The organism is Anaerostipes sp. PC18, from assembly GCF_039789045.1.
In the GTDB taxonomy this organism is placed as follows: domain Bacteria; phylum Bacillota; class Clostridia; order Lachnospirales; family Lachnospiraceae; genus Anaerostipes; species Anaerostipes hominis.
On record NZ_CP121164.1, the window covers coordinates 722,667 to 735,146 of the forward strand.

General features: G+C 45.3%; 9 protein-coding genes. 8 read left to right on the forward strand and 1 reads right to left on the reverse strand.

Features of this window, described 5'->3' with window-relative positions:
• Window positions 1–14 precede the first annotated feature (14 nt).
• Entirely contained in the window at window positions 15–449 is a 435-nt protein-coding gene (locus P8F77_RS03985) for a hypothetical protein (protein WP_287518536.1), read from the forward strand.
• A 92-nt stretch (window positions 450–541) separates the two neighbouring features.
• On the opposite strand, the gene glmS is transcribed toward P8F77_RS03985, so the two are convergent.
• Window positions 542–2,362 carry a glutamine--fructose-6-phosphate transaminase (isomerizing) gene (gene glmS / locus P8F77_RS03990; protein ID WP_287518539.1) on the reverse strand — a complete coding sequence of 607 codons (1,821 nt, stop codon included), beginning with the start codon at window positions 2,360–2,362 and terminating at the stop codon, window positions 542–544.
• Between the two features lie 545 nt (window positions 2,363–2,907).
• Between glmS and P8F77_RS03995 the strand changes: the two genes are divergently transcribed.
• The 7 genes from P8F77_RS03995 (at window position 2,908) to P8F77_RS04025 (ending at window position 12,476) form a co-directional block, all read left to right on the forward strand.
• Window positions 2,908–4,914, forward strand: coding sequence for an LTA synthase family protein (locus P8F77_RS03995; protein WP_270431654.1), 2,007 nt, complete (start codon window positions 2,908–2,910; stop codon window positions 4,912–4,914).
• Window positions 4,915–5,044: 130 nt separating this feature from the next.
• Window positions 5,045–6,331, forward strand: a complete 1,287-nt coding sequence (gene tig, locus P8F77_RS04000) for a trigger factor (protein WP_148459859.1) — start codon at window positions 5,045–5,047, stop codon at window positions 6,329–6,331.
• A gap of 31 nt (window positions 6,332–6,362) precedes the next feature.
• The gene (gene clpP / locus P8F77_RS04005) at window positions 6,363–6,953 is read left to right on the forward strand and encodes an ATP-dependent Clp endopeptidase proteolytic subunit ClpP (protein ID WP_287518544.1); all 591 of its coding nucleotides are present in this window, start codon (window positions 6,363–6,365) and stop codon (window positions 6,951–6,953) included.
• 22 nt (window positions 6,954–6,975) lie between these two features.
• Window positions 6,976–8,277 carry an ATP-dependent Clp protease ATP-binding subunit ClpX gene (clpX, locus tag P8F77_RS04010; protein WP_024728429.1) on the forward strand — a complete coding sequence of 434 codons (1,302 nt, stop codon included), beginning with the start codon at window positions 6,976–6,978 and terminating at the stop codon, window positions 8,275–8,277.
• Between the two features lie 103 nt (window positions 8,278–8,380).
• The gene (gene lon, locus P8F77_RS04015; protein ID WP_024728428.1) at window positions 8,381–10,702 is read left to right on the forward strand and encodes an endopeptidase La; all 2,322 of its coding nucleotides are present in this window, start codon (window positions 8,381–8,383) and stop codon (window positions 10,700–10,702) included.
• An 18-nt stretch (window positions 10,703–10,720) separates the two neighbouring features.
• Window positions 10,721–11,998 carry a folylpolyglutamate synthase/dihydrofolate synthase family protein gene (locus tag P8F77_RS04020; RefSeq protein ID WP_024728427.1) on the forward strand — a complete coding sequence of 426 codons (1,278 nt, stop codon included), beginning with the start codon at window positions 10,721–10,723 and terminating at the stop codon, window positions 11,996–11,998.
• Between the two features lie 4 nt (window positions 11,999–12,002).
• Window positions 12,003–12,476 (forward strand): HD domain-containing protein, encoded by a 474-nt coding sequence (locus P8F77_RS04025; protein ID WP_024728426.1) that lies wholly within the window; start codon window positions 12,003–12,005, stop codon window positions 12,474–12,476.
• Window positions 12,477–12,480 lie beyond the last annotated feature (4 nt).

Sequence of the window (12,480 nt, forward strand, 5' to 3'; positions counted from 1 at the left end):
AGGAGGAACAGCGAATGGACAACAATGAATTACTCATACAGATAGAAAAGTTACTGGATTGCAAACTAGAAGGAAGATTCGATTCATTAGAAGGAAGGCTTGATTCATTAGAAGAAAAATTCGATTCATTAGAAGGAAGGTTCAACTCACTAGAAGGAAGGTTCAACTCACTAGAAGGAAGATTCAATTCATTAGAGCTAAAAGTGCATTCCATAGATGACAGGCTGATCGCAGTGGAGGGGGACCTATCCCCTATCAAGAGAACCTGCCTCCGTGTGGAGAACGAGATCATTCCAAAGCTGGATGCCCTCTATGAGGACAGGATTCCGCATGCAGAGTTCAGCAGATTAAGCGACCGAGTGGAAAAAAATACACATATGCTGTTAGTGATGAAGGACGTAATCATCAATCACAGTGGTGAGATACAGCACTTAAAAGAGGTAAAATAATCTTTGGTACTTATGACAGCATAAAGCAAAACACCAGCTCAATTTGAACTGGTGTTTTATAATATAAAAATTATGCTTCATGAAACAGCGGTCTACTCTACGGTTACGGATTTTGCCAGGTTTCTTGGCTGGTCTACGTCATTTCCTCTGAAGACGGTTACGTGGTATGCAAGCAGCTGCAGTGCCACCGTGACGCCGAAGGTTCCGAATCTGTCATCTACGGCAGGTACCTGGATCAGGTCGTCATAGACGCCCTCGTAGTCTGACATGTCTTTGTCGGTCACCATGATCACATGGGCTCCGCGGGCTTTCACTTCTTCTACATTGGCCATGATCTTAGGAAGGACATGATCCTGTGTTGCGATGGCGATGATCGGAACGCCCTCAGTTACAAGAGAGATGGTTCCGTGCTTTAACTCCCCGGCATTGTATGCTTCAGAGTTGACATAAGAAATCTCTTTGAGCTTGAGTGAGCCCTCACTGGCAATCGCATAGTCAAGACTGCGGCCTAAGAAGAATGCAGAGAAGGTATCCTTGATTTTTTCCGCGATATCTTTGATATAGCCATCCATTTTCAGAACTTCTGCTACCGTGGAGATCGCCTCCTCAAATTTTGTACAGTACTCTGATAATTCTCCTTCTGTAAATTTACCGCTCAGTTCAGCCAATTTTAGGGCGATCAGGTAGAAACCTGCGCACTGTACAGAGAATGCCTTTGTACTTGCAACGGCAATTTCCGGACCGGCATGCGTGTATAGTACCTGGTCACTTTCTCTTGCAATGCTGGAGCCCTTTACATTAACAATAGAAATTGTCTTTGCACCCTGTTCATTGGCAAGGCGCAGTGCGGCTAAAGAGTCGGCTGTCTCTCCGGACTGGGAGACAATGACCACTAATGTATGTTCGTCAAGGATCGGATCCATATACCGGAACTCAGAAGAAAGTTCTACGGTGACAGGAATCCGTACCATGGATTCGATCAGATGGCGTCCGACCAGGCCTGCATGCATCGCTGTACCGCATGCAGTCACAATGATCCGGTTGATGCCTTTGAACAGATCGTCAGATATCCCGTCGGTGGCAAAGTCTGCACGGCCGTTGTGGAGTCTTGGCATAACGGTATTTTTCAGTGCCTCCGGCTGGTCATAGATTTCTTTCTGCATAAAGTAATCATATCCGCCCTTTTGAGCAGCGGTAGTATCCCAGTCAACGTGGAGCATTTTTGGTGCAACGATGTTCTGATCCATATCATAGAGTATGATTCCGTCTTTTTTCATGACTACGATGTGCTCTTCCGGCACTACAAAATAATCTTTGGAGTACTGAAGCAGTGCCACCATATCAGAGGCGATGAAGGCGCCGTCGTCTGTGGAAGTGGCTACCAGCGGGCTGGAATTGCGCATACAGTAGATCTCTTCAGGATGATCGCTGAACATGATACAGAAACCGTAAGCTCCTTCAAGGGCTTCATCGGCTTTTTTCATCGCGGCAAACGGATCTCCGTCATACACGGAGTCAAGATAAAGAGCCGCAATCTCGGTGTCAGTCTCAGAAACAGGAGTCCGGCCCTGAGCTTTGAGGGCTAAAGCAATCTCTTTGTAGTTTTCAATAATTCCATTGTGGATCAGCGTGATTTTTCCTGCCACATGGGGATGTGCGTTGGTGGTAGTAACCCCTCCGTGAGTAGCCCATCGTGTGTGTCCGATCCCGCATGTTCCGCTGCGGTCTTCTGATGACTCTACTTTTTCGCGGAGATTGGAAACCTTTCCGGCTGTTTTAATGATCTTAGTGGATGAGCCTTCACTGACTGCGATCCCTGCACTGTCATATCCGCGGTATTCAAGCTGTGTCAGGCCTCCTACCAAGATATCTGCTGCCTCGAGTTTTCCAGTAAATCCAATAATTCCACACATGTTGAAATCTCCTTTTTATTTAATTTTATGCGGACACAAAGAAAACGTCGCTTAAAATGAAAAAGCGATGAAGTGTCCTCTCATTCAAATGTTCTTTTGTGTGGTTTTTATATCTTTGGCTGTACAGTCTTTGTTCTGCAATTACTCACAGGTTTGCTCTGTACATCACGCGTCCAAAGCCACGGGAAAGCATCCGCCGAATCTTCGATCACTTTCCACCTCGTTAACCTTCTGCTCTTCGTTATCTGTTCGATAAGTCAGGTTCCGTGCCAGAAGGTGCATGGCGCTTAAAACTGCTCTGCTCCTTTCTTCGATATAAACTAGAAACTTTACAAAAAACCATAAGAAAAGTTTCCTAAAGCATCGTATCATGGATACAGAAAACTGTCAATCTGGGCAGAGCATTTAAGAAATTTTTCACAATTAAAGTATAGATACTTTGGAATGACAGTGTTATAATACACTGTATGACTTTTTGCAAATAAGAAATCTCCGAGTTTTTCGGAGCCTTTTTTGAAAGAGAGAATCAAAGTAAGGAGAGTATCATGAAATCTTTGGTAAAGAATATAGTAAGCCAGATTGGGAAGTGGATCGAGAAGGTTCCTGTTCTGTGCAATATTGTGCTGGCATTTGGCATGGCATTTTTATTGGAAGTTCTAGGACGCCAGACATTTGACCAGGGAGTATTCGGGTTTGTCAATGACAGGACCAAGATGTTTCTGTACAGCGCATTCATCATTTTTGTCACTTATTCTGTGGTATTGATCGTTAAGCGGAGGCTGTTTACCTACATTATAGTGACATTGGTCTGGTCAGTCATCGGGATAGTCAATTTCCTGATGCTCAGTGCCAGAAATACTCCATTCACGTACGTGGACGTCACACTGATGAAATCTGTACTTCCGGTCATGACCAACTATTATTCGCCGTCAGCCATCGTCTTTATGGGTGCACTTATTTTAATCGTACTGGTGCTGCTCGTAGTAGGATTTCTCTATCTGCCGAAAAAACAGAATCTACAATATAAAAGGAATATCCTTGCGGTTGCTGTTATTTTTGCAGCATTCGGAGTGACCACCGTATATGGATTCAGGAGCAATATGCTCACAGACAGGATCGGCAACATCCGGATCGCCTATGGAGATTACGGGACACCGTATTGTTTTTCGATTACTGCGTTGAAAAACGGGATTGATAAGCCGTCCAACTATTCGGAAGAAAAGATCGACCAGATTGAGCAAAAGACCAAGCAGGCACAAAATAAGAAAAAGGGCAGAGTCAGGAAGCCGAATATCATTTTTGTGCAGCTGGAGTCACACTTTGATATCACCCAGGTAAAAGGAGTGAAGTTCAATCAGGACCCGCTCCCGAATTTCCACAAATATATGAAGGAATACTCCTCCGGACAGCTGAGCATGCCGTCTTACGGCGCCGGGACTGCCAATTCCGAATTTGAAGCGATCACAGGTATGAACCTGGACCATTTCGGAGCGGCGGAATACCCTTACAAGACTGTGCTGCAGTCGACGACCACAGAGAGCATGGCTACATTGCTGAAAGAAGACGGATATACCGCGCATGCCATCCACAACAACAGCGCCGCCTTCTATGACAGGGATCTGGTTTTCTCCCAGCTTGGGTTTGACACCTTCACCTCAAAAGAATGTATGAATATCAAAAAATGGACAGAAAATGGATGGGCCAAGGATACTATACTCACAGGCTGTATTCTGAACGCTTTGGACTCCACAAAGGGACAAGATTATATTTATACTATTTCTGTCCAGGGGCACGGAGATTATCCTAAGACAGAGATTATTGAAAATCCAAAGATCAAGGTGTTGGGCGGAATCAAAGATGAGGCTTTAAAGAACAAATATACCTACTATGCCAATCAGGTATACCAGATGGATCAGTTTGTGGGAGACCTGGTGAATGCATTGAAAAAACGGGGTGAAGATACGGTTCTTGTGATGTATGGAGACCATCTCCCGAGTCTGGAGGTAGATGATAAAGATCTGACCTACGGGAATAAATATGAGACAAGCTATTTTATCTGGGACAACATGGGGCTGAAAAAGAAGGACGGGGTGATCGAAGCTTATCAGCTCGGTTCCGATATCCTCGCCAAGCTTAACATCAAAAACGGGGTCATGAACAGTTTCCATCAGACCCGGCAGGGCACGAAAAATTACCAGAAGGACATGAAGGCACTGCAGTATGATATGCTTTACGGCAAGCAGTATGTCTGGGATCAAAAAAATCCATTTCAGGCAACGGATATCTCGTTTGGCATTAGAAAGGTCAATGTGACAAAAGCTTATGAGACTGAAAACAGCATATTTATAGAAGGAAATAACTTCACAAACTTCTGTCAGGTGTATGTGGATGAGACGAAGATCAATACGACATTCCACAATGAACATCTATTGGAAGTGTCCAAAAAGGATCTGAAAAAGGGAGATGCTTTCACGGTGAAAATTGTAAGCAAGGCTCCGAGAATCCTGCAGACATCCGGCGAATATGTCTATCAGGGAGTAAAGCAGCAGTAGGGCTTTATTTGACAGAAATGGCGTAAAATCTGTATTTTCAGTCGACAGGTCGGAAACGTCATGGTATAATGACTTAATGTTTGTATAAAACTACAACAAAGATAATGATATTTTAGGAGGATTTGTAAGAATGGGATTACAAGTTGAAAAGTTAGACAATAATATGGTAAAAGTGACGATTGAGGTAGAGCCTGAAAAATTAGATGCAGCGATCAAAAAAGCATATAATAAGAAGAAATCACAGTTCAGCGTACCTGGATTCAGAAAAGGAAAAGTACCTCAAAACTTCATCGAAAAAGCATACGGAGTAGAAGTTTTTTATGAAGATGCGGCGAATATTTTGATTCCTGAAGCATACAGTGAATCAATGAAAGATTCTGATCTGGATATTGTTTCCAGACCAGACATCGACGTGGTTCAGTTAGAAAAAGGAAAACCGTTTATTTTCACAGCCGAGATCGCGGTCAAACCGGAAGTAACTCTCGGAGATTATAAAGGACTGGAAGTCGAAGAAAAGAAAATCCGCGTAACAAAAGAAGAAATTGAAAAACAGCTCAAAAAGGAACAGGAAGCAAATGCCAGAGAAATTACAGTAGAAGACCGCCCGGTCAAAGACGGAGATATCACTCTGATCGATTACTCAGGATCTGTTGATGGTGAAAAATTCGAGGGAGGAACGGCAGAAGATCAGACTCTGGTTATCGGATCAGGTACCTTTATCGAAGGTTTTGAAGAGCAGCTGATCGGCAAAAATATCGGCGATGAAATCGAAGTCAATGTTACGTTCCCGGAACAGTACCATGCACCGGAACTGGCAGGAAAACCGGCTGTTTTTGAAGTGAAGATCAAAGGAATTAAAGAAAAAGAACTTCCGGAATTAGACGATGAGTTTGCATCTGAAGTTTCCGAGTTTGAGACTCTGGAAGACTACAAGAAAGAAATCAAGAAGAATATCAAGGCACAGAAAGAAGAAGCTGCCAAGACAGAAAAAGAAAATGCATTGGTTGACCAGGCAGTGGAGAATGCATCCATGGACATCCCTGATGCCATGATCGAAGAACAGGTACAGCAGATGGCAGATGAGTTCGCACAGAGACTCAGTTACCAGGGACTTAACATGGAACAGTACCTTCAGTATACAGGAAGCGATGCCCAGAAGTTCGCGGAAGAGTTAAAGCCTCAGGCGTTAAAGAGAATCCAGACCCGTCTTGTATTAGAGGCGATCGCTGCGGCAGAAAGTATCGAAGCCAGTGAAGAAGACTTTAAGAAAGAATTAGAAAAAATGGCTGGTATGTATCAAATGGAAACAGAACAGTTAGAGAAGATGGTACAGGGAAGCCAGAAGGAACAGATGATGGATGATATTGCTGTTCAGAAGGCAGTAGATTTCCTGATCAGTTCCTGCCAGACAAAATAATTGACAGATAGAAAACCGGGAGGGGTTTAAGATGAGTTTAGTACCTTATGTCATTGAACAAACAAGTCGCGGGGAGCGTTCTTATGACATTTATTCCCGCTTATTAAAAGAAAGAATCATTTTCCTGGGAGAAGAAGTAACTGATGTTTCTGCAAGCCTGATTGTATCCCAGCTTCTTTTTCTGGAAGCAGAAGACCCGGAAAAGGATATCAGCCTGTATATCAACAGTCCGGGGGGATCTGTCACAGCAGGCATGGCAATCTATGACACGATGAATTTCATCAAATGTGATGTATCTACGATCTGCATGGGCATGGCAGCCAGCATGGGCTCTTTCCTGCTTGCAGGGGGAGCAAAAGGAAAGCGCATGGCGCTGCCTAATGCCGAGATCATGATCCACCAGCCGATGGGCGGAGCCCAGGGGCAGGCTACAGAGATCCAGATTGCTGCAGAACATATTTTACAGACGAAGAAGCGCTTAAATCGCATTTTAAGTGAAAATACAGGAAAACCATTAGAAGTCATCGAACGGGATACGGACCGTGACAACTGGCTGACTGCAGAGGAAGCTGTGGGGTACGGACTGATTGATGCCGTCTTTGACAAGAAGAGGGAATCATAATTAGAAAGAGCGAGGTAATTCTATGGTAAATCACAGCGATGACAAAAAGCAGCTTCGTTGCTCTTTTTGCAATAAGACCCAGGATCAGGTGAGAAAACTGATTGCAGGGCCGAAGGCAAAAGGCGTCTATATATGTGATGAATGTATTGAAGTCTGCGCGGATATCATTGCCGAGGAATTTGAGCAGTATATTGATGATGCAGAGATCCATTTAAATAAACCAAAAGAAATAAAAGCATTTTTGGATGATTATGTGATCGGGCAGGACGAGGCCAAGAAAGTGCTGTCTGTAGCAGTTTATAATCACTACAAGAGGATTCTTCTGGGAGATTCCTCAGATATTGATCTTCAGAAGAGCAATATCATAATGCTCGGGCCGACGGGATCAGGGAAAACACTGCTTGCCCAGACACTGGCAAAGATGCTGAATGTTCCGTTTGCCATCGCAGACGCCACGGCGCTGACCGAAGCCGGCTACGTGGGAGAGGATGTGGAGAACATTCTCTTAAAGATCATCCAGGCGGCAGACTATGACATCGAACGGGCACAGTGCGGTATCATTTATATTGATGAGATCGATAAGATCACAAGAAAGTCAGAAAACACCTCTATCACCAGAGACGTCTCCGGTGAAGGTGTGCAGCAGGCTTTATTAAAGATCATTGAGGGAACGGTAGCCTCTGTTCCGCCTCAGGGAGGACGGAAGCATCCGCACCAGGAGTTTATACAGATTGATACAACCAATATCCTGTTTATTTGCGGGGGAGCTTTTGACGGACTGGAGAAGATCATTGAATCCAGAATTGGACAGAAGTCTATCGGATTCAATGCAGAGATCGGAAACGGCAAAAAAGAGGATATCGGGGGACTGCTCCAGCAGGTACTGCCGGAAGACTTCGTGAAATTCGGACTGATCCCTGAGTTTATTGGAAGAGTTCCGGTGAATGTATCCTTAAATCCTCTGGACAGAGAGGCGCTTGTGCGCATATTGAAAGAGCCGAAGAGTGCATTGGTGAAACAGTACCAGAAGCTGTTTGAACTGGACGGAGTAGACCTGGTATTCGAGGACGGTGCTCTGGAAGCGATTGCAGAGAAGGCTATGGAGAGAAAGACAGGAGCCAGGGGGTTAAGGGCCATCATGGAAGGTGTCATCATGGACTTAATGTATCAGGTGCCTTCTGACGAGAAAGTGTCCAAATGCCTGATTACAAGAGGCGTTGTGGAATCTTCGGAAGAGCCGGTGATCGAGAGGTCTGATGACAGAACGAAGAGAACGTCAGGCGTTAAAAAAAGAACGAAGAAGAGTAATGGTGAGATAGCATAAGACATCCGGCCCAAAGTCAACAAACTGCTTTAATACAAGAATTTCTTGCTATTGAGGCAGTTTTTTTGGCATAAATGACGATATGATAACGAAGGAGAAGCAGATGAAAAAAGTATTACCGATGCTTGCGCTGAGGGGGAAATACATATATCCGAATTCGGTGATTCATTTTGATGTCTCACGGAGTAAATCGGTGCGTGCGATCGAGGAAGCCATGCAGAACGATCAGATGATTTTTTTAGACAATCAGATCGATCCGGCGATGGAAGATCCCAAATCCTACGATCTCTACCAGATCGGGACATTGGCGAGAATCCGCCAGGTAGTAAAACTGCCTCAAAATATTATCCGGGTTTTTGCCGAGGGTATGTTCCGGGCTGAAATTCTTGAAGTTTGTGAGGAAGAACCGATATTTCGGGTAGAAGCGGCCTATCAGCACACGGAGCAGCAGGAATTTGAACAGGATGAGAAAGAGGCGGTATTCCGCGCTTTGAAAGAAAGTTTTGAAAAATATACCGGGGTTTGGAATCAGATGGACCCCAATGTATACAGTTATATTCTCATGCAGACGGATCTGGAAGTGTTTGTGGACCATCTGGCAACCCATCTTCCATTTTCTCTGCAGAACAAACAGAAGCTCCTGGAAGAAATGGACTTAAAACCGAGATGTGAGCTGATGCTTGTGCTTCTGGAACAGGAACTGCGTTTGGCTTATCTTAGGCTGGATATCCAGGAGAAAGTGAAAGAGAACATCGATGACAATCAGCGTGAATATATGCTGAGAGAACAGCTCAAGGTGATCCGGGAAGAACTTGGAGAGACCAATATCGCAGACGAAGCCGATGAGTTCCTGCGCAAGCTTTCTGAAATGGAAGCAGGCGAAGAAGTGAAGGACAAGATTAAGAAAGAAATCTCCCGGTTTCAGGCTATGGGAAACAGTGCCGCCGAGAGCGCGGTGCTCAGAACTTACATTGAGATTATGCTGGATGTGCCATGGGAAAAACTTTCCGAAGATTCCATGGATCTGGAGGAAGCAGAAAATATTCTGGAAGAGGATCACTACGGACTGAAAAAGGTTAAGGAGCGGGTTCTGGAATATCTGGCGGCAAGGGCCATGAGCCAGAAAAAGGACGCGGCCATCCTCTGTCTTGTGGGACCTCCGGGAACGGGAAAAACATCCATCGCAAGGTCGATTGCCAAGGCAACCCACAAAGAATATGTGAGACTATCCCTCGGAGGCGTCAGAGACGAGTCTGAGATTCGGGGGCACAGGAAGACTTACGTGGGAGCTATGCCGGGAAGGATCGTGGCAGCGATCCGTCAGGCCAAAGTACGCAATCCTCTGATGCTCCTGGATGAAGTGGATAAGGTGGGAAAGGACCAGAGAGGAGATACGGCATCGGCACTTCTGGAAGTTCTGGACGGAGAGCAGAACGAACATTTCCGGGATCATTATCTGGAAGTGCCGCTGGATTTAAGTGATGTACTGTTCATCGCCACGGCAAATGATCTGTCCACGATCCCCAAGCCGCTTTTAGACAGGATGGAGGTCATAGAAGTTTCCAGTTACTCTGAAAACGAGAAATTCCACATTGCCAAAAATTATCTGGTAAAAAAGCAGATGGAAGCCAACGGGCTGACTCCGAAGGAAATTGTCTGGAAGGATGATGCCCTGAGACTGCTGATCGCCAGTTATACGAGAGAAGCGGGTGTGAGAAGCCTTGAGAGAACCATTGGAAATGTTTCCCGCAAGGTTACAAAGGATATTTATCAGGGGAAGAAGAAAAAGGTGACGGTGACGAGAAAAGCAGTCCGGGATTATCTGGGCACGGCGCCGTATGAACTGGAAAAAGAAAACTTGAAGGACGAGGTGGGAATCGTGCACGGGCTGGCATGGACCAGTGTCGGAGGAGTCATGCTCAACGTGGAAGTAAACACAATGCCGGGGAAGGGAAAATTTATCGTCACAGGGTCCCTTGGTGATGTGATGAAGGAATCGGCCCAGGCCGCAGTGAGCTATATCCGGAGCAAGAGCGGCAAATATAAGATCAAGGATGATTTCTTCGAAAACCACGATATCCATATCCATATTCCGGAAGGTGCAGTACCCAAAGACGGACCGTCTGCGGGGATCACCATGACCCTTGCCCTCCTCTCGGCTATCACAGGAAGAAAAGTCCGGGGGACTGTGGCAATGACCGGAGAGGTGACGATCAGGGGACAGGTATTGGCAATCGGGGGACTGAAAGAAAAAATGCTGGCAGCAAAACGCGCGGGCATGACAAAAGTACTCGTGCCAAAGGCCAATGAAAAGGATGTCAGGGAATTTGATACAGAGATCACAGAAAATATTGAGATCGTATATGTAAAGAAGATTGAGGACGTCGTAAGAGAGGCTCTTCTTTCTGAACAGACAAAAAGATGAGACAGGGAGGCAGCTTTCATGAACTATCAGGAGACAATGGAATTTATCGGACGTGCAAATAAGTTTGGAAGTATTTTAGGACTTGACAATATCAGGGAATTGTTAAACCGTCTCGGAAATCCCCAGGACCGGCTGAAGATCGTTCATATAGCAGGCACCAACGGAAAAGGTTCCACCCTGGCGTTTCTTGCGTCTGTATTTAAAGAACAGGGTTATGAAGCAGGACGATATGTGTCTCCTGCTTCTTTCTGCTATGAAGAAAAGTTCCGTATTAACGATGAGATTATCACAAAGGAAGATCTCTGCTTTTATATGGAGAAAATAAAAAAAACAGCGGAGGAGATGGTCAGAGACGGAAAAGAGCATCCGACAGTCTTCGAGATGGAGACTGCCCTGTCATTTCTTTATTTTCTCGATAAAAAAGTGGACGCAGTCCTTCTGGAAACAGGACTTGGGGGACGACTGGATGCAACGAATGTGATAAAGCATCCGATCTGTACAGTCATTGCGTCGATCAGCTATGACCATACCCAGTATCTCGGCAGCACTATTCAGGAGATCGCAGGTGAGAAGGCAGGTATCTTGAAAAAAGGATGTCCTGCAGTTTCTTACGATAATACTTTTGAGGCCAGGGAAGTGATAGAGAAGGCCGCAGGAGAAAAAAATGTGTCTCTCATCTTTGCAGAGGCAAGCCGTCTTGACGTCTTATCCGAAAACTTAAAGGGCGCAGAATTTTCTTACGTCTGCGCAGATGGAACAGAGTACCCGAATATGGAAATCGGTATGCTTGGGGAGCACCAGATCTGTAATGCCGCAGTCGCTCTGGAGACTATCCAAATCTTAAAAAAATCTTATATTTTTCGGCAGGATTCCATAAGAAAAGGATTAAAAAATGCTGTATGGGATGGCCGATTACAGCGTATTTGCGCGGTTCCTGAGGTTTATTGCGACGGAGCTCATAATCCGGACGGAGCCGAAAAGCTTTTACGGTTCCTTCAAAAGAATTTTACAAATAAAAAAATAATCTATATAATGGGAGTATTGTCGGATAAAGATTATTTGCAGATGTTAAAGATTATGTCTCCAATGTCAGATGAAATTTACGCGGTGACACCGGAAGGTGACCGTGCCCTGCCTTCGGGGGTGCTGGCTGACGCTGCCCGTCCGTTTTACCGGAAAGTGACCGAAGGAGGAAGTCTTGGAGAATGTTATCAGAAGGTTAAGAAGGAATGCGGACAGGACGATGTTATCGTCGTGTTCGGAACCCTGTCATTTTTAAAAGAACTGAGAGGTTAGAGCAGTGAAGCGGCTTTCATATATCACGAATCATCCGGAATATCAGAGTGCTTACCGGCAGATTCAGGATGCGGAGAAAGGAAGGGCCTTTTGTCTCCACGACACCGGGCATTTTCTGGCGGTTTCCAGGATTGCTTATATCCTTGTGCTTGAAGAACGGCTTGACGTAAAGAAAGATGTGATCTATGCCGCAGGCTTTCTGCACGATATCGGAAGAGGAAAGCAGTATTCCGAGGGAATTCCACATGAGGAGGCAGGCATTTCGATCGCCTCGGCTATTTTATCTGAGTCTCCTTATAATATAGAGGAGCGGAGCACGATTCTGCTTTTATTAGGGTCCCACAGAAGGCCGGACAGTGATAAGCTTTCCTGCCTTTTTGGCCGGGCAGACAAGCTCTCCAGGGACTGCGGCAACTGTAAGGCGAGAGAAGAATGCTACTGGCCGGAAGAGAAGAAAAACAACATATATCGGTATTAGGAGC